Here is a 23,427-nt window from a genome sequence, read left to right as displayed (position 1 = left end):
TATCACAATGATATGGAAAACGATTTGCAAATCCAAATTTTCACCTACGAAAATCATCCGACACTGCCTTCGAGGCTGATCGACAGCAATTTCTGCGCTTCGACGGCAAACTCCATCGGCAGCTTATTCAGCACTTCGCGGGCATACCCGTTGACGATCAGACCGACAGCGTCTTCGGTCGACAGTCCGCGCTGGTTACAGTAGAACAACTGGTCTTCGCCGATCTTCGACGTCGTCGCCTCGTGCTCCACGACCGCGCTGAGGTTGTTCACCTCTACGTACGGGAACGTATGCGCCCCGCAACGGTCGCCGATCAGCAGCGAATCGCACTGCGAAAAGTTACGCGCGCCTTCGGCCTTCGGCGAGACCCTGACCAATCCCCGATAGCTATTCTGACTGCGGCCGGCCGAGATCCCCTTACTGACGATCCGGCTGCGGGTATTCCGCCCGAGATGAATCATCTTGGTTCCGGTGTCGGCCTGCTGGAAATTGTTCGTCACCGCCACCGAATAGAATTCGCCGACCGAATTGTCGCCGGCCAGAATACAGCTCGGATATTTCCACGTCAACGCCGAACCGGTTTCGATCTGCGTCCACGACAGCCGGGCATTCTCGCCGCGGCACATGCCGCGTTTGGTCACGAAATTATAAATTCCGCCATTGCCGTCCTTATCGCCCGGATACCAGTTCTGCACGGTCGAATACTTAACCTCGGCGTCCTTCATCACAACGATCTCGACGACGGCGGCATGCAGTTGGTTTTCGTCGCGCTGCGGCGCGGTACACCCCTCCATATAGCTGACGTAAGCTCCTTCGTCGGCCACGATCAGCGTCCGTTCGAACTGGCCGGTTCCGGCCGCGTTGATCCGGAAATAAGTGCTCAGCTCCATCGGGCAGTGCACTCCTTTGGGAACGTAACAAAACGAACCGTCCGAGAAAACGGCCGTATTCAGCGCGGCGAAAAAATTATCGGTATAGGGAACCACGCTGCACATGTACTTACGTACCAGCTCGGGATAGTCCCGCAGCGCCTCCGAGAACGAACAGAAAATGATCCCCTTTTCGGCCAGCGTTTCGCGAAAAGTCGTCTTGACCGACACGGAGTCCATCACCGCGTCGACCGCCACGCCCGCCATCAGCATCTGTTCTTCGAGCGGCACGCCAAGCTTATCGAACGTCGCCTTCAGCTCCGGATCGACTTCGTCCATACTGGACAGTTTCGGTTTTTGCTTCGGCGCGGCATAATAAATAATATCCTGAAAATCGATCTCGGGCAGATCCAGATGCGGCCAGCGCGGCATCGTCATCGTCAACCAGTGCCGGTAAGCCTTCAGCCGGAATTCGGTCATCCACTCCGGCTCGCCTTTTTTGGCCGAGATCATCCGGACGACCTCCTCGCTCAATCCTTTGGGAATGGTTTCGGTATCGATGTCGGTCACAAAACCGTACTTATACTCACCGTTGGTGACTTCGTTCAGTATATCGTCTTTCTCTTCCATCCGACTTAATTTTAAGAATCAATCCGGGAAACAATCCATAATTTCCGCAAAGGTAAACCACAAGAAGCTATCCTGCAAAATTATGTCTTCCTGCGAAATGCCCATGCAGAATTTAAGCCAAAAAACGCGAGCCGCCCCGTTCCCCGGAACAAAACGGTCTCTCTCCTCCGTACCCGCCGCCGACCCGGTATGTTCCGCTTTCTCCGAAAAAACCGTCCTTCACATCGCCAATCCTTCTTCAGGATACAATAGTACTCAATTTTTTACACTTTTGCAGACAAAATCATCCCCGATCCGACTCTTCCCGACGATTCTCCGGCAACGTCCGTTGCGCACGCATAAAAAGGCCCGGCGGAACTCCGTCCGCCGGGCCGAAACCGGAAAGCCTTCCCGGCCCTTATCAGCCATGCTCAGCAACTATTGCTGCGGCATGCTTTTGAACAGTTCGTCGTATTTCTTGAAGTTCTCCATCATCGCGGGAGAAGTATCGCGCAGGCGGAAATAAACGCTCTTCAGCAATTCGACGGTCGTAGGATCGTCCGGCTTGGCCACATGCGCTTTTTCGAGCGGAGCAAGTATATCCACATAAGCCTGATCGACCTCCTTCATCGCCGCATCGCGTTCTTCGCGGCTGGTGAACGATTTTTTGTTGAATTCCTCGGTTTTCAGGTCGGCCTGACGGATCAGCATCAGCGAATAGTTGAAATTATTCGTGAATTCGTCCGGAGCCAATTCGAGCGCCTTGCCGAAAGCCTTCAACGCTTCCGGCGTATTGCCCAGTTTGTCGTAAATAGTACCCAAGCCTGCCCACAACTCGGCATTGTTCGGATCGTTGGCAATACCCTGCTGGATATAAGGAATAATGGTATTGGGATCTTCGCCCGTCTCCGAATACAGCACGATCAGCTGTTCGAGGATCTGGTTGTTTTTAGGATATTTGCCAAGGCCGGTAACCAATGCCTCTTTCGCTTTTTCGAAATCCTTCTGCGCCCGGTAGCAATGATACAAATAATAGTAAGCCTCCCCGTTGCTTTCGTAACCGTTGGCGATCGCATCGTTCAAGTATTTGACCCCCTTGTCGAATTTGCCGGTGAGCGTATACAGGTAGCCGGCATTGAAACAGCAGACCGTATCGATTTTGTTCAACGGAGCCTGATTCTGCACATCGTAAGCCGCGGCGAACGCATCGGCCGTCGGGTCGAATTCACGCATGACATACAGGTTGTCGGCATCCTGCTTATAAGCGTCCGCAATCTTTTTGAATCCCTCGGCAACCTTTGCCTCCGCATCCTTCGGTTCCAGCTCGTAAGCCTTCTTATAGGCAGCCGCAGCCTTTTCGAGCGCATTGTCGACAATCGTTTTTTTCATTTTCCAGAAATAAACGGCCCCGTCTTTCAGGTAAAGATCGAAATAGGGATACGACCATTTCACATACTCGGTTCCGGCTACATTCTCGGTTCCTTCCTCAGGCTTCGGGAAAAGAACCTGCGCGGTCAGTTGATCCAGTCCCCGATACAGTCCGGTAGCCGCAACCGTCCCGGCTTCCAGGTAAGCATTTCCCAGATCGATCCAGGAACTGGCCCGCGCGCCCCGTTTCGGAGTCTGGCTGTCAAGCTCCAGCTTTTCCACTTTCTTAATAATGGCGGCCTCGTCGAACTTGGCCTCCTGTGCCTGCGCGGTACCCGTAATTCCCAGCGCGGCAACTGCAACGAACAAAAACAGACGTTTCATGATTCAGCTTTTTAATAATTATTCAATATTGTTTTCAGAGGCGTCCGCCGTCGGTTGAGCACCGTTCCCGCCGGACTCTTCTGTGACTCCTGCCTCGGAATCGTTGTCCTCCTCGCTCTTGGGTACCGGAACAACGGAAGCGATCGCATCGTTATTGCGCAGGTTGATCACTTTCACACCCTGGGTGGCGCGGCCGGCCAAACGGATATCCCCGACCGGGATACGGATCGTCAGCCCCGATTTATTAATGATCATCAGATCGTTCTCGTCGGTCACCGACTTGATGGCGATCAGCTTGCCGGTTTTCTCGGTAATCTGCAACGTCTTGACCCCTTTCCCGCCGCGGTTCGTAATACGGTAGTCGTCCAGGTCGGTGCGTTTGCCGTAACCGTTTTCGGAAACGACCAGAATATCCTCCTTGACATCCTTTTCGACACAAATCATGCCGACCACCTCGTCGTCGTCGTCGATGGTAATCCCCTTGACGCCGGCGCCGGTACGACCGATCGGACGGACGACCTCTTCGTTGAAACGAATCGCTTTGCCGTTCTTCGCAGCGATAATCACTTCGCTGTGCCCGCTGGTCAGCACGGCTTCGAGCAACTGGTCGCCCTCTTTGATCGTGATGGCGTTCACGCCGTTCTGCCGCGGACGCGAATAGGCTTCGAGCAGCGTTTTTTTCACGATACCGGCTTTGGTACACATGATGATATAGTTGCTGTTCACATACTCCTTATCGTCCAGGCGACGGACGTTGATGTAGGCGCGCACCTTGTCGTCCGGCTCGATTTGGATCACGTTCTGGATCGCGCGGCCTTTCGAAGCCCTCGCCCCTTCCGGAATCGCATAAACTTTCAGCCAGTAGCAGCGTCCTTTTTCGGTGAAGAACAACATCGTGTTGTGCATCGTGGTCACATAGATGTGCTCGATAAAATCTTCGTCGCGCGTCGCACTGCCTTTTACGCCGACACCGCCGCGATTCTGCGTGCGGTACTCGGTCAGCGGCGTCCGTTTGATATAGCCCATATGCGAAATGGTAATCACCATTTCGTCGTCGGCGTAAAAATCTTCCGGATTGAACTCCTCGGCGCTCAGCACGATCTCCGTGCGACGCTCGTCGCCGTATTTTTCCTTGATCTCGATCATCTCGTCGCGGATGATCCGCATCTGCAACGCTACGCTTTCAAGCACCTCTTTATAGTAGGCGATCCGCTTGCAAAGCTCGTCGTACTCCTGTTTCAGCTTATCGCGTTCGAGACCGGTCAACGCCCTCAGACGCATGTCGATGATCGCAGTGGCCTGCACTTCCGACAGCTCGAACCGGTTTATCAATGCGATCTTGGCTTCGTCCGGGCTTTGCGAACTGCGGATGATATGGATCACCTCGTCGATATGATCGACGGCTATCAGCAAACCTTCCAGAATGTGGGCCCGTTTTTCGGCCTGCGCCAGGTCGTAACGCGTACGGCGCACCACCACATCGTGCCGGTGCTCGACAAAATAGCGGATCAAATCGCGCAGGTTCAGCAACATCGGCCGTCCGTCGACCAGCGCGATGTTGTTGACCGGGAACGACGTCTGCAGAGCCGTGTACTTGAACAGGTTGTTCAGCACGACGCTGGCAACCGCATCGTGTTTGAGGATCATCACGATACGCATCCCGTTCCGGTCGCTCTCGTCGTTGATGTAGGCGATTCCCTCGATTTTCTTTTCGTTGATCAGGTCGGCGATCTTGCGGATCATCTCGGCCTTGTTCACCATGTAGGGAATTTCGGTCACTACGATGCACTCGCGGCCGGTAGCCGTATGCTCGATCTCGGTCTTCGCCCGCATCATCACGCGGCCGCGGCCGGTTTCATAAGCCTCCTTCACGCCCTCGTAACCGTAGATAATCCCTCCGGTCGGAAAATCGGGAGCCTTGATATGCTTAATCAGGTCGGCCACTTCGATATTCGGATCGTCGATATAAGCGCAAATCGCGTCGATCGTGTCGGACAGGTTGTGCGGCGGCATGTTGGTCGCCATCCCGACGGCGATCCCCGACGCGCCGTTGACCAGCAGCAATGGGATCTTGGTCGGCAGCACGGTCGGCTCCGGAATCGTCTCGTCGAAATTCGGACGAAACTCGACGGTATCCTTTTCGATATCGGCCATCACCTCGTCGGCGATCTTTTTCATCCGGGCCTCCGTATAACGCATGGCAGCCGGACCGTCGCCGTCGACCGAACCGAAGTTCCCCTGCCCGTCCACCAGCATATAGCGCAGGCTCCACTCCTGTGCCATACGCACCATCGCTTCGTAGACCGACAAGTCGCCGTGCGGGTGGAACTTACCGAGCACGTCGCCGACGATTCTCGCCGACTTACGGTGCGGTTTGTCCGAATAGAGATTCAGTTCGTTACTCATGTCGTACAGAATCCGGCGGTGAACGGGTTTCATGCCGTCCCTCACATCCGGAAGCGCACGGGACACGATGACCGACATCGAATAATCGATGTAGGCCGATTTCATCTCCTCTTCGATATTGATTTTGATGATTCTTTCGCTTGTTCCTTCTTCTGCCATGATTTGAGCTTATAGTCCTTTGTTGTGAAGCGATGAGTCGCCTTCGTTTTAGGTCGCTAATTTACGCATTTTTTGGACAAACGCAAAATACGCCCCTAAGAACGCGTTTAACGGGGATTTTTGCCGCGCCTTTTATTGCTTATAACGTAAAAACCCGGGCAAAAGTTCGTCAAACGCGCTAAAAAAGGGCAAAAAACGGATATATTATCCTAAATTTGCATGAAACCCGTATCCCATGAGACCGATCCGCCTGCTGTCCGTCCTGCTGTGCGCCACCGCATTTTGCTGCGGGACGGCGGCCGGAACGGAACCCGACCGCATCCGGATCGCCTGCTATAACGTCGAATCGCTATTCGACACGGTACCCGATCCGTCGGCTGGCGACGCGGAGTTCACCCCGCACAGTCCCCGACGCTGGAACACCGAGCGGTATCGCATGAAGATCAACCATATATCGCGCGTGATCGACGACCTCGACGCCGACCTGCTGGCGCTCGCGGAGGTCGAAAACGAAGCGGTCGTACGCGACCTGATGTACGCCATGCGGTCGGACTACAATTACATCCACCGCAACAGCGGCGATCCGCGCGGCATGGACGTGGTGTTGCTGTATCGGGGCAGCCGCTTTTTTCCGACGCGCGTCCGGCAGGTTTTCGGCCGAGGGCTGACGCGCAGCCTGCTTACGGTAGACGGGGAATTGCTCGGCGAATCGGTTACGCTGATCCTCTGCCACCTGCCCTCGCAGATGAACGCCGCGCGCTACCGCGCCGAGGCGTTCCGCTCGCTGCGCCGGACGGTCGATTCGCTGCTGACCGGCTCGCCGCAACGGAAATTGGTCGTTCTGGGCGATTTCAACGCCGAACCCGACGCTCGCGAATCCCGTAAAATCCTGCACGTCCGACCCGAAACCGCTCTCCGAAACGCTCCGGCCGACCCGTCCGCGCTCTACACGCCGTTCGTCGGCCTGCGCCGGCAAGGCTACGGCACGCTGGTTTACCGCGACCGCCGGCAGTTGTTCGACTACATTCTGGTCAGCGGGGCTTTCGCTTCCGGAAACGGCCTGCGCTACGGAGGCCGCTGTGGCATTTTCGTCCGGGACTACCTGATCCACCGGTCGGGCCCATGGAAAGGCTATCCGATCCGGACTTTCCAAGCCGGCCGGTACACCGGAGGATACAGCGACCATCTGCCGGTATTTCTGGACTTTGAAAACAAAAAACCCGAATCGCCGGAAGTCCGATAAATTTTTGCAGATATTAAATTAAATCATTACTTTTGCACACCTATTTACCGGCTCGCCGCTTTTTTACCGAAAGCGGTCGTATTTATTTAAAAAATTCAATAACTACAAATAAATTCAAAACGGATTAAACGTAAAAAGAAGATGCCAAACGTAAAAAGAGTTTACACCTTCGGCAACAAGAAGGCCGAGGGTAACGGAAAGATGAGAGAATTGCTCGGAGGAAAAGGAGCTAACCTCGCGGAAATGAACCTGGTCGGTATTCCGGTTCCTCCGGGATTTACCATCACCACCGAGGTCTGCACCGAGTACTATCAGCACGGTAAGGAAGAAGTGATCAAGATGATCAAGCCCGAAGTCGAAGCCGCCATGAAACAGGTCGAGAAGAACATGGGCATGGAGTTTGGCAGCAGCACGAATCCGCTTTTGCTGTCGGTACGTTCGGGCGCGCGCGCTTCGATGCCGGGTATGATGGACACGATCCTGAACCTCGGCTTGAACGACGAAGCCGTCGAAGGCATCGCCAAGAAGACCGGCAACGCGCGTTTCGCATGGGACTCGTACCGCCGTTTCGTACAGATGTACGGCGACGTGGTGATGGACATGAAACCGCAGAGCAAAGAGGACGTCGATCCGTTCGAAGAGATCATCGATGCGATCAAGGAGGAAAAGAAAGTAAAGAACGATACCGAACTGACGACCGACGACCTGAAAGAACTGGTAAAACGTTTCAAGGCCGCCATCCTGAAGAATACCGGCAAAGAGTTCCCGACCAATCCGTGGGAACAGCTCTGGGGCGCCATCTGCGCCGTATTCAGCAGTTGGATGAACGAGCGTGCGATCCTGTACCGCAAGCTGAACAACATCCCGGCCGAATGGGGCACCGCCGTAACCGTACAGGCGATGGTATTCGGTAACATGGGCGAAACGTCGGCTACCGGCGTGGCCTTTACGCGCGACGCCGCTACCGGCGAAGACATTTTCAACGGCGAATACCTGGTCAACGCACAGGGCGAAGACGTGGTAGCCGGCATCCGCACGCCGCAGGAGATCACCCTCGAAGGTTCGCGCCGCTGGGCCGAACTGCAGGGCATTTCGGAAAGCGAACGCGCGCTGAAATATCCGTCGCTCGAAGAGGTGATGCCCGCCGCGTTCAAAGAGCTGAACGAAATCCAGCAGCACCTCGAAAACTATTTCCGCGACATGCAGGATCTGGAATTCACGATCCAAAACGGCAAATTGTGGATGCTGCAAACGCGTAACGGCAAGCGTACCGGCGCAGCCATGGTTCGTATCGCGATGGAAATGCTCAAAGAGGGTCTGATCGACGCTCCGACCGCCGTTCTGCGCGTGGAACCGGCCAAGCTGGACGAACTGCTGCACCCGGTATTCGACAAGAAAGCGCTGAAACAGGCCAACATCATCGCAAAGGGACTGCCCGCCTCCCCGGGCGCCGCTTCGGGGCAGATCGTATTCTTCGCCGACGACGCCGAAAAATGGGCCGAACAAGGTAAAGAGACGATCCTCGTCCGCATCGAAACCTCTCCGGAAGACCTGAAGGGCATGAACTCCGCAAACGGCATCCTGACCGCGCGCGGCGGTATGACTTCGCACGCGGCCGTCGTTGCGCGCGGCATGGGCAAGTGCTGCGTTTCGGGCGCCGGCGACCTGCAGATCGACTACAAGGCCCGCACGATTACCGTAGGCAACAAAAAATACAAAGAAGGCGACTGGATTTCGCTGGACGGATCGACGGGCATCATCTACGAAGGCAAAGTGAGCACGATCGACGCCGAAGTGAGCGGCGATTTCGCCAAACTGATGGAACTGGCCGACGAATACGCACGCCTGAAGGTGCGCGCGAACGCCGACACGCCGCGCGACGCGCAGACCGCGTTCAAATTCGGAGCTCAGGGTATCGGCCTGTGCCGTACCGAGCACATGTTCTTCGAAGGCGACCGCATCAAGGCCGTACGCGAAATGATCCTGGCCGACGACGAAGCCGGACGCCGCAAGGCGCTGGCCAAGCTGCTGCCGATCCAGCGCGGCGACTTCGAAGGTCTGTTCGAAGCGATGAACGGGCTGCCCGTAACGGTTCGCCTGCTCGATCCGCCTTTGCACGAGTTCGTTCCTCACTTCGAAAAAGAGATGAAGGAACTGGCCGACGACCTGAAAGTTCCGTTCGAAACGATTAAGAACAAGGTCGAATCGCTGGCCGAATCGAACCCGATGCTCGGACACCGCGGTTGCCGTCTGGGAAATACTTATCCCGAAATTACCGAAATGCAGGCTCGCGCCATCATCGAAGCTGCGCTGAACACCCGCAAGAACAAGGGTATCGACGTACACGTGGAGATCATGGTTCCGCTGGTAGGCAACGTGAAAGAGCTGAAATACCAGAAAGACGTTATCAAGGCTACCGCCGAATCGGTATTCGCCGAACGCAACGACCGGATCGACTACATGATCGGTACGATGATCGAGATCCCGCGCGCAGCCGTTACGGCCAACGAGATCGCCGAAGAGGCCGAATTTTTCTCGTTCGGCACGAACGACCTGACGCAGATGACGCTCGGGTTCTCGCGCGACGACGTAGCGAAATTCCTGCCCGTTTACATCGAAAAAGGCATCCTGAAGCACGACCCGTTCCAGGTGCTCGACCAGGACGGCGTCGGCCAACTGGTGCGCGAAGCCGTATTCAAAGGCCGCGGCGTAAAACCGAAACTCAAGTGCGGTATCTGCGGCGAGCACGGCGGCGAACCGAGCTCGGTGGAATTCTGCCATTATGCCGGCCTGAACTACGTTTCGTGTTCTCCGTTCCGCGTGCCCATCGCACGTCTGGCAGCGGCTCACGCAGCGCTGAAACAAGGCGATAAATAATCGAAACGCTCCGGATCTTCCGGAACCCGGAAAGGGGCGGCGTCAATGACGCCGCCCCTTTTGTTTTTACGGCGAAAACGGAAACGATCCCGGAAAAGACGAAATATCAGGCCGGGTACCAACCCCTAATTTTCCGGCGCGCGCCGGAAAAGGACATAAAAATACCGGCGGCCGATACGAACCTCCGCGTGCCGGAAGTCAGGTTCGTATAAAAACACCCGTTCTTTCGAGGTAAGTTCAAAGAGAAAGGGAATCCCGTCGTTAAAAAAAGCCCGGTCCGACTTTCCGACAACACCCTCGCCATGACATTAATCGAAAAACCGAACCGGACCTTTTTCGTCTCAAAACTTCGTTTAATTCACTTTCATAAACACCCCTAATCAAGGGATATGAGCCGGATTACGCAATCCCAGTATGAAATCCGGTCCATATCCCCAAATAAATTATTCGATAAATTCTTATATAATAAAGAATATTATTATTTTATTACGTCAAAAGTATAGTTCCAAAAAGACGGAATCAATAGCATTCCATTCCTTTTTTATACCTTTATCCGGCAGGAAACGAAACAAACGAAAGATTTTGAAAAACAGAAAAAAGTGTCCGCCGACGCCGGAACGAACGTCCGGACAGGAAAATCAGGCGCCGGGGACGGCAGAACGCCCCCTGAAACCGCAGCGCAACGGGACGCTCGCTCCCGGCGCGGCGCGCGGTATTATCCGATCCGGCGGATGCAGGCGCCGAGAGCGTTCAGCCGCCCGTCGATATTCTGATACCCCCGGTCGATTTGCTCGACGTTCTGGATAATGCTACGTCCGTCGGCCGACATCGCGGCGATCAACAGCGCGACCCCGGCCCGGATATCGGGCGAAGTCATCGTCGTGGCGCGCAGCCGGATTTTATGGTCGTGCCCGATGACCGTCGCACGGTGCGGGTCGCACAGGATAATCTGCGCGCCCATATCGATCAGCTTATCGACGAAAAACAGCCGGCTTTCGAACATTTTCTGGTGGATCAGCACCGATCCCTTGGCCTGCGTAGCCACCACCAGGAAGACCGACAGCAGGTCGGGCGTCAAGCCCGGCCACGGCGCATCGGCGATGTTCATGATCGAACCGTCGATAAAACTCTCTATCTCGTAATGCTCGTGCCGGGGAATGTAGATATCGTCGCCGCGCTGCTCGAACTCGATTCCCATCCGCGCGAACTGCGCCGGAATGATCCCGAGGTTTTCGAACGAAACGTCTTTGATCGTGATCCGGCTGCGGGTCATCGCGGCCATGCCGATAAAGCTGCCCACCTCGATCATATCGGGCAGCAGCGTATGCGCGGTCCCGTGCAAACTTTCGACCCCGTCGATCACCAGCAGATTCGACGCGATCCCCGAAATCAGCGCCCCCATGCGGTTCAGCATCCGGCACAATTGCTGCACGTACGGCTCGCAGGCCGCATTGTAGATCGTCGTCCGGCCCTTCGCCAGCACGGCCGCCATGACGATGTTGGCGGTACCGGTCACCGAAGCCTCGTCGAGCAGCATGTAACATCCCTTCAGGTTTTTGCCCGAAACGGAAAAAAAGTTCGTGCCGGTATCGAAATCGAATTCGGCCCCGAGCTTCTGAAAACCGATGAAATGCGTGTCCAGCCGCCGACGTCCGATTTTGTCGCCGCCCGGCTTCGGGATGTAACCGACTCCGTAGCGCGCCAGCAGCGGCCCGATAATCATCACCGAACCGCGCAACCGGGCCGCCCGGTCGCGGTAGTCGTCGCTCTGCAGGTAATCGAAATCGATCTCCTTCGCCTCGAACGAGTAAGAGCCCTCGCCGAGCCGGTGGACGATCACCCCCATCTTTTCGAACAATTCGATCAGTTGCAGCACGTCGACGATGGCGGGAATGTTATGGATAATGACCTTCTCCGGCGTCAGCAACGTGGCGCACAATACCTGCAACGCCTCGTTCTTGGCCCCCTGCGGACGGATCTCGCCTTCGAGCGGCGTTCCTCCCTTCACTTCAAATGTTGCCATAAACAGTTTTCCGTATAACGATTGTCCCTGCATACGGGACGAATTTCAGTCAAATGTAACAATAAGCCGCAAATATTCCAAAAACGGCCGGCGCACCGCAAGCGCCCCTCTTAATCCTCGGAAGACTGACGCTCCCAGATTTTGGCGATCGTCGCGAACTTGTAACAAGCGTTCAGCACGGCATAGGTAAAACCAGCCTTCCCGTCGCGGAAACCGCCCTTGACGACATAGAACCGCAGGAACCGCCAGGAACACTTCGAGAAAGCCTTCCAGACCGAAAAACGCTGGTCGGCGCGGCGCAACAGCTCCTTATCGGAGTAGAGGTCGATCTTGGCGATCCGCGACGAGACGCTTTCGTTGGCCAAGTGCTCGACCGCCAATTCCCGCCGACGGCTCGGAATGGCGAATATCCCGCCGTCGATCACCGGACGGGCATGGATCGTTTCCGGCCAGTAGGTCTTCGACTTGCGGATCAGCCGGATGATGTAATCGGGATAGTCCCCGTGCATGAAACGCCCGAGAAAATAGTTTTTACGCGCCATTTTCAGCGCGGCGTAGCCCCGCTGCTCGGCCGTTTCGGCGAACCGGTACAGGTATTCCCGCAGCGCGTCCGGAACCACTTCGTCCGAATCGAGCACGAGCACCCACTCGTTTTCGGCCTGCGCAATCGCATAATTGCGGGCCGGCTCGACGATGCCCGTGCGCTCGTGGTAAACGATCCGGCAGCCGTATTTCTCGGCAATGGCGATCGTGCCGTCGGTGCTGTGCATATCGCACAGTACGATTTCGTCGAACTTTTCGACCGAGCGCAGGCACTGGTTCAGAAAGCGGTCCGAATTGAACGTATTGATAACCACGGAAATCTTCATAGCATTCGGTTTTTTAGCAGTTTTTTTCGAAAACGGGACGCGGACGGCCGATCATTTTCCGGGCTTTTTGTCCGGAACTCCCTTACAGTCCGCCGCCGTGCAAGAAGCGCAGCCCGTCCCGGCGCACCCGTCGTCCGACGCGCACTCCCCGCGCAGGTTCTCCTCTTCGGCCCGCATCTGCTGCGCGGCGCACCGGATCCCCCGTTTTTTCATGTGTCGGTTCTCGCCAATCTCGGAATCCATATAATGTCCCTTGAAAATGATCGTCAGCGACAACCCGACTACGAAAAAGGCGACCGCACCCGCGGCGATCAAGAAAATCAACAATCCGGACGACATAACTCTGTTTTTTGATTACTCCGATTCAAATCTTTACAAAGTTCGTACAAACGCCGCTAAAAACCAACAATATTTCGTCCGCCGGATAGAAAAAAGAGATTTTGTCCGGAAAGTTATATCTTTGTATATCGTAATCATTTGATAAACTCAACGTCGGAAACTATGAACAACCCGATCCGAATACTGCTGACGGCCGCGCTGTGCTTATTGACCGTCCATACGAGCTTCGCCCAGCAGGCCATACAGTCGCTCGCCGGAACATGGCGTTTCGCGCTCGATCCCGAAAACCGGGGAACCGACGGTTGCTGGTTCAATACGCGGTTGGCCGAATCCGTAACGCTTCCCGGCTCGTGCGAACAGAACGGTTTCGGCGTCAGAGCCGTTGAGCCGACCGTCGGGAAGCTGACCCGCGTCGTACGATACGAAGGGAAAGCGTGGTATCAGCGAGATTTCGACGTTCCGCAGAAGTGGGCCGGCAAACGAATCGAACTGTTGCTCGAACGCTGCCACTGGGAGTCGAACGTCTGGATCGACGGCAAGTCTGTCGGCACGCAAAACAGCCTGTCGGCGCCGCACCTGTACGACCTGGGCGCACTGTCGCCCGGCCGGCACACGCTGACCGTCTGCATCGACAACACGTATAAAATCCCGATCGGAACCTGGGCGCACGCGATCACCGAAGACACGCAGGGGAACTGGAACGGGATCGTCGGCCGCATCGAACTGCGGGCCACCGACCCGGTTTGGATTCGCGACGTGCAAGTTTTCGAAGACCATTTGCAGGTCAAATTAGGGAACAATACCGGGAAACCGGTATCCGCGACCGTGCAAGGTTCCTCCTGCTCCATTCCGGCCGGCGGAATCTCGGTAAAGCTGCCGTTCGCGCCGAACGCAAAGGCGTGGGACGAATTTTCGCCGGCGTTGCACGAACTGGACGTCGTGCTGAAAGCCGGGAAATACGGCGACCGCAAAACCGTTACGTACGGATTGCGGAAACTCGGCACGAAAAACAAACAGTTCACGGTCAACGGCAGGCCGACGCTGATGCGCGGCCCGGTCGACGAATGCGTCTACCCGCTGACCGGTTATCCGCCGATGGACAAAGCGGCATGGATGCGGGTGCTGTCGATCTGTAAATCATACGGGTTCAATTACATGCGTTTCCACTCGTGGTGTCCGCCGGAAGCGGCGTTCGCTGCAGCCGACGAATTGGGCTTCTTTTTCCAGGTCGAAATCCCGCTGTGGACGATGGACGCCCCGCATTTCGGACAGCATCCCGAACGCGACCGATTCATCGTCGACGAACTGGATCGCATTCTGGAAGCCTATGGCAATCACCCGTCCTTCGCGCTGATGGCAATGGGTAACGAATCGGCCGGAACGCTCGGCGAACTGGTGCAGAAAGGACGTTCCGCCGATCCGCGGCGGCTCTACCGCTGTGAAAACGGCGACACGGAACAGGACGGCGATTTCTTCGAAACCGGACAACGCGGCATCGCAGGCCCGCGTACCGACTGGGACCGCTGGTCTGCCGGGGGATGGATCGCGGGCGGCGAGAACGACGGCGTGAACCGTACGACCGGCGCTCCCGTTCCGACGCTATCGCACGAAGTGGGCCAATGGGCCATGTACCCCGATTTCGACGAGATCGACAAATATACCGGCACGCTGCGCGCATACAATTACGAAGGATATCGCCGTTCGCTGGCCGAACGCGGAATGCTCGACCAGAACAAGGATTTCGCCCGGGCCAGCGGCCTGTTCAGCGTGCTGCTCTACAAGGACGAAATCGAAGCCAGCCTTCGCACCTATCCGCACGGAGGATTTCAGATTCTCGAAGCCCGCGACTACCCGGGGCAAGGCACGGCCATCGTCGGATGGCTCGACGCGTTCTGGGATTCCAAAGGACTGATCGAACCGAAAGAGTTCCGCCGTTTTTGCAGCCCGACGGTAGCTCTGCTGCAAATGCCGAAACGGGTTTACACCTGCGACGAAACGTTCAGAGCCGTCGCCGAAATCTCAAATTACGGCCCGAAAAACCTGCCTGTCAAACCGGAATGGACGCTCGCCGACGAGAGCGGCCGGACGATAGCCGGCGGCTCGTTGCCGGCGACCGTCGCCGAGACGGGAAAAGTCTCCGGACTCGGAGAAATCTCCGCCCCGCTGCGAACGGTCGCTGAGGCGGCACGCCTGACGCTGACGCTGAAAGCCGGCGGCACGTCGAACAGTTGGAACATCTGGGTCTACCCGGCCCGGCAGCCGGAAACGCCGGCCGGAGTACGGATCGCCTACGAATACGATCGGACGACCCGCGACGCGCTGGCGCGCGGCGAACGCGTACTGCTGTTTTCCGACCCGACCAAAGGACTTTACAAAATCGACCGAGTGATGCTCGGGCCGGATGAAATCCGCCTGTTCGAAGTAAAACCGGGGCAGAACGCACTGGAGGGAACCTTCATGCCGGCATTCTGGAATATGCGGCTGTTCAATCAGGTAGGAACGCTCGGCATCCTTTGCGATCCGGCGCATCCGGCGTTCGACGGATTCCCGACCGAGGCGCACAGCGACTGGCAGTGGGCCGACCTGCTCGGACGGTTCTCGGCCGCCGAATCGTTCCGGACGGCCGGAGCTCCGCCGTCCTATTGCGACGAACGCGAAAAAACATGGGGCGACGTGCGCAATCGGTCGAAGGCGATCGTGCTGAACGGCACGCCGGACGATTACCGCCCGATCGTACAGGTGATCGACAACTACGAACGCAACTACAAACTGGGTTCGATTTTTGAAACACGCGTAGGGCCGGGCAAACTGCTCGTCTGCGCGATGGATCTGGATACCGACGCGGCGAACCGGCCGGCGGCCCGGCAGTTGAAAAGCAGCCTGCTGAATTACGCGGCCGGCGACCGGTTCGACCCGCAGTTCGAACTGCCGGAGGAACTGCTGGAACGGGTACTCACTTTCGAAGACGAAAAATAAAACGAACGGAATATGAAAATCGTAATCGCCGGAGTCGGCGAAGTGGGCAGCCACCTGGCCAAAATGCTGGGCAGCGAATACCACGAAATAACGGTCGTCGACAACGACCCGAAACGGCTCGAGTCGATCGCCGGAATGGTAGACGTCATCGTCGTCGAAGGGGATTGCACGACTTTTGCGACCCTGAAAAAAGCGGCCGTCCGCAAAGCCGACCTGTATATCGCCGTACTGCCCGAAGAGACTTCGAACGTCGTGTCGGCGATGCTGGCCAAACAGCTCGGCGCCCGTAAAACGATCGCGCGGATCGACAACAACGAATACCTCGAACCGAACAACAAGGAGATGTTCATCAACATGGGCATCGACTACCTTTTCTATCCGGAGAAAGCCGCGGCACAGGAGGTCATCAACCTGCTGGGGCATACCAGCACGACCGAATACGTCGACTTCTCGGGCGGCAAACTCTCGCTGGTGGTCTTCAAGATCGACGCCGCGTCGCCGCTGATCGACAAGTCGCTGATCGAGATCACCGGCGACCGCGATAGCCTGCCTTACCGCACGGTCGCCATTTCGCGCGACGGCGAAACGATCATCCCGCGCGGCAACGACCGGTTCCAGGAGGGCGACAACATCTATGTGATCGCGAACCAGAGCGCGGAAAAAGAGGTCGTCGCTTTCTCGGGCAAGACCGACATCGACATCAAGAACATGATGATCCTCGGCGGCAGCAAAATCGGGGTGCAAGTAGCCTCCGAACTGCAGGACGAAGTGAACATCAAACTGGTCGACTACACGCCCGAAAAAGCCTACAAACTGGCCGAACAGCTCGAAAGGACGCTAATCATCAACGAGGACGGACGCAATACCGACGCCATGATCGAAGAGGGCCTCAGCAACATGGACGCTTTCCTGGCCGTCACCGGGCGCGCCGAAACCAATATCCTGGCGGCAATGCTGGCCAAACGCCTCGGCGTAAAAAAAGTGATCGCCGAAGTGGAAAACCTCAACTACATCAACCTGGCCGAGAATATGGGTATCGACACGATCATCAACAAAAAACTGATCATGGCCAGCAACATCTTCCGGTTCACGATGAGCACCGACGTGCAGGCGATCAAGTGCCTGACCGGATGCGACGCCGAAGTGCTGGAATTCATCGTCAAACCGAATTCGCCGGCCACCAAGGGAAAAATCAAAGACCTCGATTTCCCGCACGACGCGATCATCGGCGGGATCGTCCGCGGCGACAAAACGTTCATCGCCGTCGGCAATATGGAGATCAACGCCTACGACCGCGTGGTGGTCTTTTCGCTGCCGTCGGCCATCTCGCGGATCGGCAAGTTCTTTAACTGACGATCCGTTTTTTTGATTATTTTGCACCCCCGTATTCCCGTCGAACGGAATACGATCCTGTAAAACAACGACTTTACCAATTATGCCTCTGCTCACACAGCTCGTACGCCTGTTTTTCCTACGCCGCCTACGGGAAATCGACCGCTTCCGGTCGCACCCTGCGGAAGTACAGCAACTACAACTGCAAAAACTGCTGCGACAGGCATCCGCAACCGCTTTCGGAAAGGAATACCGTTTCGACGAGATCCGCGACGGACGTCAATTCGGCGAACGGATTCCCGTGACGGACTACGCAGCGTTCGGCAGCTACATCGACCGTATCCGCCGCGGCGAGAACAACGTCACGTGGCCCACGGACATCCGCTGGTTCGCCAAATCGTCCGGAACGACCGCATCGAAAAGCAAATTCATCCCGGTCAGCCGCGAAGGTTTGCGGAATTGCCATTTGCGGGGTCCGATGGACATCGTCTGCATGGTCGCCGACCGCTATCCGGAAAGCCGCGTATTTTCGGGCAAAACGCTGACGCTCGGCGGCAGCCACCGGCTCGAAAATACCGGAGGGACGGCCCAGGAAGGCGACCTGTCGGCCATCCTGATCGAGAATACCCCGCGATTCGGCCTCCGGATGCGGGTTCCGAAACCCGAGACGGCGCTGATCGCCGATTTCGAACGGAAAGTCGAAGCGATCTGCCGGGAAACCGTCTCGCAGAACGTCACCTCGTTCGCCGGCGTCCCGTCGTGGAATCTCGTGATGCTGAAAAAAATACTCGAATATACCGGCAAGAACAACATCCTGGAGGTATGGCCGAACATGGAACTGTTCGCCCACGGCGGTATGAACTTCAAACCCTACCGCGAGCAGTACCGCCAGATCATCCCGTCCGACCGGATGAAATACATCGAAACTTACAACGCCTCGGAAGGCTTTTTCGCCATCCAAGACGATCCGGCGACCGACGACATGCTGCTGATGCTCGACTACGGGGTCTACTACGAATTCCTGCCGATGCAGCACCTGAACGATCCGTCGCGCGCAGTCCCGCTGGAAGGGGTCGAACGCGGCGTGAACTACGCCCTGATCATCTCGACCTGCAACGGCTTGTGGCGGTACATGATCGGAGACACGGTCGAGTTCACCTCGCTCGCCCCGTACAAGATCAAAATTACCGGCCGCACCCGCCATTTCATCAACGCCTTCGGCGAAGAGGTGATCGTCGACAACGCCGAAACGGCGCTGCAGGCCGCGTGCGAAGCCACCGGCGCCCGGATCGCCGAATATACGGCCGGCCCGGTCTACATGACCGGCCAATCCAAAGGATCGCACCAGTGGATCGTCGAGTTCAGCGTGCCGCCCGCCGACACGGAACGCTTTGCCGACGAACTGGACCGCGCGTTGCAGCAGGTCAACTCCGACTACGAAGCCAAACGTTTCAAAGATACCACGCTGCTGCGCCCCACGCTGACCGTCGCGCCGGAAGGCACTTTCTACCGCTGGATGAAAGAGCGAGGCAAAGTCGGCGGCCAAAACAAAGTCCCCAGACTCTACAACGACCGCACTTATATCGACCAATTAATCCGCCTGCTATGAACGAAATGAAATCCGCCGTTATCGTCGGGACGGCCTATCCGTACCGCGGAGGGCTGGCCGGAATCAACCAGACGCTGGCCCGCACGTTCATCCGTTGCGGCATTCGCTGCCGGATTTTCACATTCACGGTGCAATATCCTTCTTTTTTATTCCCAGGTAAGAGCCAGTATGCGGACGGCCCGGCGCCGGAAGGACTCGACATTACGCGGATGCTGAATTCGGTCAATCCGTTGAGTTGGATCCGCACCGGTCTGAAAGTACGGCGCGAACGGCCCGACGCGGTGATCGTTCGCTATTGGATTCCGCAAATGGCCCCGGCCCTGGGCACCGTATGCCGGATCGCGCGGCGAAAAGGGATCAAAACCATCGCGCTGCTCGACAACGTCGTTCCGCACGAAAAACGGCCGATGGACACGCTGCTGACCCGTTACTTCCTCGGATCGATCGACGGGTTCGTCTACATGTCCGAACAAGTGCACAGCGACCTGCAGTCGTTCCGACCGGACAAACCGGCCGTCTTCTCGCCGCATCCGATGTACACGAACTACGGCGAAAAAATCGAACGGGAAGAGGCCTGCCGCCTGCTGCGGCTCGACCCCGGACTGCGCTATACGATGTTTTTCGGTTTCATACGAGACTACAAAGGACTCGACCTGTTGCTCGACGCATGGGCCCTGCTCAGCGAACAGGGCAAAACAGCCGGACACCGGCTGATCATCGCCGGCGAATATTACAGCGGCAAGGAAACTTACATGAACCAGATCGAACGGCTCGGGATCGGGGACGAGATGATTCTGTTCGACTACTTCGTGGCCGACGAAGAGGTGGCCCGTTTCTTCTCGGTCAGCGACCTGGTCGTACAACCGTACCGTAGCGCCACGCAAAGCGGCGTAACGCAGGTGGCTTACTTTTTCGACGTCCCGATGGTCGTGACCGGCGTGGGCGGACTGCGCGAGATCGTCCCGGACGGAGAGGTCGGTTTCGTGGTCGACCCGAAACCGCAGGCCATCGCCCGGGCGATCGACCGTTACTACTCCGAAAACCTGTCCGAAAAATTCAGGGAGAACATCCGCAACTACAAAGTCCGATTCACCTGGGAACGGATGGCCGAAAATTTTCAAAAGCTTTACCGGACGATCTGCGAAAACGCGAAAAAAACCGAGAAAGCCGGATAAACCGGATAAAAATAATAAATTTGCAAAAATGTGTTTCCCGGAAAAAGATCCGGGCACCTCGAAAAATTTGAAATGTATATCGCCATTGCCGGAAATATCGGGTGCGGAAAGACCTCGCTGACCAAGATCCTCTCCGAAAGAACGGGCGCCAAAGCCTATTTCGAGGAGAGCGACAACCCGTATATCGGCGATTTCTACGACGACATGAACCGCTGGTCGTTCAACCTGCAGATCTACTTCCTGGGACAGCGCATCCGGCAAGCCAAAGAGATCTTGGCTACCGGCAGCGACCTGATCCAGGACCGTACGATCTACGAAGACGCGTATATTTTCGCCGCCAACCTGCACGAAAGCGGGCTGATGACCACGCGGGATTACAATACTTACCTGAAAATCTTTGACCTCGCAACGGGACTGATCGCCCGGCCCGATCTGCTGATCTACCTGAAAGCGAGCGTACCGACGCTGATCCACCAGATCCGCAAACGCGGCCGCGCCTACGAGATGAGCATACAGGAAGAGTACCTCGAACGGCTGAACCGGAAATACGAAGAGTGGATCGGCCGCAACTACGACGGAGAAATTCTGACGATCGACGTGGACCACACCGACTTTATCGCCGATCCGTCGTCGCTGGACGACCTCGTGTTACGGATCGGATCGTTCAAAAATACCGAAAAGGAATGACCCTGCCGCTGCCCGAACTTTTTCGCAGCCGGACGACGGAGTCGCTCGGGACTTCCGAAGCGGAACGATTGTTCGCCGCGCTGGACAACGGCGAATCGCCGGTCAGCATCCGTTTCAACCCCTACAAAATCGGGTCGCAACCCGAAGGCAGGCAGGTTCCGTGGTGCCGTTACGGCTACTACCTCGACGAACGCCCGCAATTCACGCTCGACCCGGCGTTCCACGGCGGCGCCTATTACGTCCAGGAAGCCAGTTCGATGTTCCTCGAAGCAATTTTCAGGCAGATTTTCGAGCCGGACGCCGCTCCCAGGATACTCGACCTGTGCGCGGCCCCCGGCGGCAAGACGACGCTTCTTTCGACCCTGGCCGGAGCCGAAGGCCTGGTCGTCGCCAACGAGGTGATCCGCCAACGGGCTTCGGTATTGGCCGCAAATGCGGTCAAATGGGGGATCGGAAACATCGTGGTGACCAACAACGACCCGGCGCATTTCGCCCCGTTCGAACACTATTTCGACCTGATCGCCGTGGACGCTCCGTGCTCGGGCGAAGGCATGTTCCGCAAAGATCCGGCGGCGCGCACCGAGTGGAGCGAACAGGGCGTCAAACTCTGCGCGGCACGCCAGCGACGCATCCTCAGCGACATCTGGGGTTCGCTGCGTCCCGGCGGAATCCTGATATACAGCACCTGTACGTTCAACGCCGCAGAAAACGAAGAAAACATCGCCTGGCTGTGCGGCGAATACGACTGCGAACCGGTCGAAATCGCCGTCGATCCTTCATGGGGCGTCGTAAAAGGAGAAACGGACGGGATCAATACGTTCCGGTTTTATCCGCACCGGGTGAAGGGAGAAGGCTTTTTCGCAGCCGTAATCCGCAAAAGCGACGGACGGCGGCGGGAACGTACGCCGAAGCCGCGCAAAGCGATCTTTTCGGCGCTCAATCGCCCCGAAACCGACATCCTGTCGCAATGGGTGGCCCAACCCGAATACATGCGCTTCGCGAAGGTCAACGGCACCGCCTACGCCTACTACCGGGAAGCGTTCGGAGCCGTCCGGCAGATTTCCGAGAGTCTGACGGTCATCCATTCGGGCATTCCCGCCGGACAGCTCTTCGGCGCGAAATTCAAACCCGAACATGCGTTGGCCCTGTTCCACGACGTATCGCGCGAAACGGTTCCGCAGGCCGAGTTCGACCTGCCGCAGACTCTCGATTACCTGCGTAAAAACGAAATCGACCCCTCCCTGTTGCAGGAAGGCATCAACATGGTCTGCTACAACGGCCTGCCGCTCGGATGGATCAAACGGATCGGCGGACGGTGCAACAACCTCTATCCGAAAGAATCCCGGATCGCCGCGCTTTAAAAACCACCCGGTAAACGGCAGACGCAAAAAAACCGCGCGGATCCCTTCCGGAACCCGCACGGCGGCATTTATAAACAATTATTCCTAAGAATCAAACCAACTCGATACCCGCTTCGGAACATTCGCGGCGCATCGATTCCGGCCAGATACTGCTCTGTATCTCGCCGATGTGGGCTTTGCGCAGCAGGTACATGCACAACCGCGACTGCCCGATCCCGCCGCCGATCGTGCAGGGCAACTCCCCGGCCAGCAGCTTTTTATGAAAATAGAGATCGCGTTTGGCCTGTTGCCCGCGTATTTCGAGCTGCCGCGCCAGCGACGTCTCGTCCACGCGAATCCCCATGCTCGACACCTCGAAAGCGTTTCCGAGCACCGGATTCCACAGCAGCAGGTCGCCGTTCAGCCCGTTGTAACCCTCTTCGTTCGGCGTACTCCAGTCGTCGTAATCCGCGGCGCGGCCGTCATGCGGCTCGCCGTCCGAAAGGGCCGCGCCGATCCCGATCACGAATACGGCGCCGTATCGCCGTACGATCTCGTTCTCGCGCTCTTTCGGTTTTTTGCCGGGATACAGGTCGAGCAACTGCTGCGCATGGATGAAATGGATCTCCTCGGGCAGCGACGGAACCAACTGCGGAAACTCGACGTACAATTTGTTTTCGGTCACTTTGATCGCCTCGTAGATACGGCGCACCGTTTGTTTCAGGAAAGCGATGTTGCGCTGTTCGCGCGTGATCACCTTCTCCCAATCCCACTGGTCGACGTACAGCGAATGGATATTGTCCAGCTCTTCGTCCGGACGCAGCGCGTTCATATCGGTATAAATCCCGCGGCCGGGAGCCACTTTCATTTCGCCTAACTTCAGTCTTTTCCATTTGGCCAGCGAATGCACCACTTCGGCGCGTTGCTCGTTCATATCGCGGATCGGAAACGAAACGGGACGTTCCACGCTGTTCAGGTCGTCGTTGATCCCCGTTCCGGTCAGTACGACCATCGGGGCCGTCACCCGCAGCAGGGCGAGCTGTGCGGACAGGTTCTCCTGAAACATATCCTTTACATGCTTGATCGCCTTTTCGGTGTTCTCGACGTTTTCGAGCAGGTTGCGGTATCCGGAAGGTTTTATCAATGTCATCTTATCGGGCGT

General features: G+C 56.8%; 15 protein-coding genes. 8 read left to right on the top strand and 7 right to left on the bottom strand.

Annotated features, from left to right (window positions below; translation table 11 throughout):
- Window positions 1-53: 53 nt before the first annotated feature.
- The 3 genes from sufB to gyrA form a co-directional block, all read right to left on the bottom strand.
- Window positions 54-1,499, bottom strand: coding sequence for a Fe-S cluster assembly protein SufB (sufB, locus tag PGR91_RS02495; RefSeq protein ID WP_118655567.1), 1,446 nt, complete (start codon window positions 1,497-1,499; stop codon window positions 54-56).
- Window positions 1,500-1,916: 417 nt separating this feature from the next.
- On the bottom strand, window positions 1,917-3,230 hold the full coding sequence (locus tag PGR91_RS02490) for a tetratricopeptide repeat protein (protein WP_101572031.1): 1,314 nt from the start codon (window positions 3,228-3,230) through the stop codon (window positions 1,917-1,919).
- Window positions 3,231-3,248: 18 nt separating this feature from the next.
- Complete coding sequence (gyrA, locus tag PGR91_RS02485; RefSeq protein ID WP_259336700.1) at window positions 3,249-5,795, bottom strand: DNA gyrase subunit A; 2,547 nt, start codon at window positions 5,793-5,795, stop codon at window positions 3,249-3,251.
- A 235-nt stretch (window positions 5,796-6,030) separates the two neighbouring features.
- On the opposite strand from gyrA, the gene PGR91_RS02480 reads away from it, so the two are divergent.
- Complete coding sequence (locus tag PGR91_RS02480) at window positions 6,031-7,038, top strand: endonuclease/exonuclease/phosphatase family protein (RefSeq protein WP_118655565.1); 1,008 nt, start codon at window positions 6,031-6,033, stop codon at window positions 7,036-7,038.
- A 141-nt stretch (window positions 7,039-7,179) separates the two neighbouring features.
- The gene (gene ppdK, locus PGR91_RS02475; RefSeq protein ID WP_055202913.1) at window positions 7,180-9,915 is read left to right on the top strand and encodes a pyruvate, phosphate dikinase; all 2,736 of its coding nucleotides are present in this window, start codon (window positions 7,180-7,182) and stop codon (window positions 9,913-9,915) included.
- A 715-nt stretch (window positions 9,916-10,630) separates the two neighbouring features.
- Here ppdK and murA read toward each other — a convergent pair.
- The 3 genes from murA to PGR91_RS02460 form a co-directional block, all read right to left on the bottom strand.
- Entirely contained in the window at window positions 10,631-11,938 is a 1,308-nt protein-coding gene (murA, locus tag PGR91_RS02470; RefSeq protein WP_101572084.1) for a UDP-N-acetylglucosamine 1-carboxyvinyltransferase, read from the bottom strand.
- 110 nt (window positions 11,939-12,048) lie between these two features.
- Window positions 12,049-12,807 (bottom strand): glycosyltransferase family 2 protein, encoded by a 759-nt coding sequence (locus tag PGR91_RS02465; protein ID WP_118655563.1) that lies wholly within the window; start codon window positions 12,805-12,807, stop codon window positions 12,049-12,051.
- A gap of 51 nt (window positions 12,808-12,858) precedes the next feature.
- Entirely contained in the window at window positions 12,859-13,146 is a 288-nt protein-coding gene (locus PGR91_RS02460) for a hypothetical protein (RefSeq protein ID WP_118655561.1), read from the bottom strand.
- A 162-nt stretch (window positions 13,147-13,308) separates the two neighbouring features.
- Here PGR91_RS02460 and PGR91_RS02455 point away from each other — a divergent pair, with 162 nt between their 5' ends.
- From PGR91_RS02455 to PGR91_RS02430, 6 genes are all read left to right on the top strand, one after another.
- Window positions 13,309-16,122 (top strand): sugar-binding domain-containing protein, encoded by a 2,814-nt coding sequence (locus tag PGR91_RS02455; RefSeq protein ID WP_118655559.1) that lies wholly within the window; start codon window positions 13,309-13,311, stop codon window positions 16,120-16,122.
- Window positions 16,123-16,134: 12 nt separating this feature from the next.
- Entirely contained in the window at window positions 16,135-17,475 is a 1,341-nt protein-coding gene (gene trkA / locus PGR91_RS02450; protein ID WP_055202905.1) for a Trk system potassium transporter TrkA, read from the top strand.
- Window positions 17,476-17,557: 82 nt separating this feature from the next.
- A complete protein-coding gene (locus PGR91_RS02445; protein WP_101572016.1) occupies window positions 17,558-19,063 on the top strand; it encodes a GH3 auxin-responsive promoter family protein in 1,506 nt (501 codons plus the stop codon).
- The gene (locus tag PGR91_RS02440; protein ID WP_306345973.1) at window positions 19,060-20,238 is read left to right on the top strand and encodes a glycosyltransferase; all 1,179 of its coding nucleotides are present in this window, start codon (window positions 19,060-19,062) and stop codon (window positions 20,236-20,238) included. The genes PGR91_RS02445 and PGR91_RS02440 overlap by 4 nt, the downstream gene beginning before the upstream one ends.
- Before the next feature lie 72 nt (window positions 20,239-20,310).
- Window positions 20,311-20,925, top strand: a complete 615-nt coding sequence (locus PGR91_RS02435; protein ID WP_055202901.1) for a deoxynucleoside kinase — start codon at window positions 20,311-20,313, stop codon at window positions 20,923-20,925.
- Complete coding sequence (locus PGR91_RS02430) at window positions 20,922-22,286, top strand: methyltransferase RsmF C-terminal domain-like protein (RefSeq protein WP_118655557.1); 1,365 nt, start codon at window positions 20,922-20,924, stop codon at window positions 22,284-22,286. The genes PGR91_RS02435 and PGR91_RS02430 overlap by 4 nt, the downstream gene beginning before the upstream one ends.
- A 91-nt stretch (window positions 22,287-22,377) precedes the next feature.
- Here the strand turns inward: PGR91_RS02430 and asnA are convergent, their stop codons facing one another.
- Window positions 22,378-23,415: an aspartate--ammonia ligase gene (asnA, locus tag PGR91_RS02425; protein ID WP_101572012.1), complete on the bottom strand. Its 1,038-nt coding sequence runs from the start codon at window positions 23,413-23,415 to the stop codon at window positions 22,378-22,380.
- Window positions 23,416-23,427 lie beyond the last annotated feature (12 nt).

The organism is Candidatus Alistipes pullistercoris, assembly GCF_027665465.1.
GTDB classification, from domain to species: Bacteria; Bacteroidota; Bacteroidia; order Bacteroidales; family Rikenellaceae; genus Alistipes_A; species Alistipes_A hominis.
The sequence above is the reverse complement of the archived record's forward strand: the minus strand, read 5'-3'. Positions and strand labels throughout refer to the sequence as shown.

Excerpts from the sequence above, each read along its gene's own strand:
- PGR91_RS02430 (WP_118655557.1), top strand. The coding sequence starts at position 20,922 with ATGACCCTGCCGCTGCCCGAACTTTTTCGCAGCCGGACGACGGAGTCG.
- PGR91_RS02480 (WP_118655565.1), top strand. The coding sequence starts at position 6,031 with ATGAGACCGATCCGCCTGCTGTCCGTCCTGCTGTGCGCCACCGCATTT.
- PGR91_RS02465 (WP_118655563.1), bottom strand. The coding sequence starts at position 12,807 with ATGAAGATTTCCGTGGTTATCAATACGTTCAATTCGGACCGCTTTCTG.
- sufB (WP_118655567.1), bottom strand. The coding sequence starts at position 1,499 with ATGGAAGAGAAAGACGATATACTGAACGAAGTCACCAACGGTGAGTAT.
- gyrA (WP_259336700.1), bottom strand. The coding sequence starts at position 5,795 with ATGGCAGAAGAAGGAACAAGCGAAAGAATCATCAAAATCAATATCGAA.
- PGR91_RS02490 (WP_101572031.1), bottom strand. The coding sequence starts at position 3,230 with ATGAAACGTCTGTTTTTGTTCGTTGCAGTTGCCGCGCTGGGAATTACG.
- murA (WP_101572084.1), bottom strand. The coding sequence starts at position 11,938 with ATGGCAACATTTGAAGTGAAGGGAGGAACGCCGCTCGAAGGCGAGATC.
- PGR91_RS02455 (WP_118655559.1), top strand. The coding sequence starts at position 13,309 with ATGAACAACCCGATCCGAATACTGCTGACGGCCGCGCTGTGCTTATTG.
- asnA (WP_101572012.1), bottom strand. The coding sequence starts at position 23,415 with ATGACATTGATAAAACCTTCCGGATACCGCAACCTGCTCGAAAACGTC.
- PGR91_RS02445 (WP_101572016.1), top strand. The coding sequence starts at position 17,558 with ATGCCTCTGCTCACACAGCTCGTACGCCTGTTTTTCCTACGCCGCCTA.
- PGR91_RS02435 (WP_055202901.1), top strand. The coding sequence starts at position 20,311 with ATGTATATCGCCATTGCCGGAAATATCGGGTGCGGAAAGACCTCGCTG.
- trkA (WP_055202905.1), top strand. The coding sequence starts at position 16,135 with ATGAAAATCGTAATCGCCGGAGTCGGCGAAGTGGGCAGCCACCTGGCC.
- PGR91_RS02440 (WP_306345973.1), top strand. The coding sequence starts at position 19,060 with ATGAACGAAATGAAATCCGCCGTTATCGTCGGGACGGCCTATCCGTAC.
- PGR91_RS02460 (WP_118655561.1), bottom strand. The coding sequence starts at position 13,146 with ATGTCGTCCGGATTGTTGATTTTCTTGATCGCCGCGGGTGCGGTCGCC.
- ppdK (WP_055202913.1), top strand. The coding sequence starts at position 7,180 with ATGCCAAACGTAAAAAGAGTTTACACCTTCGGCAACAAGAAGGCCGAG.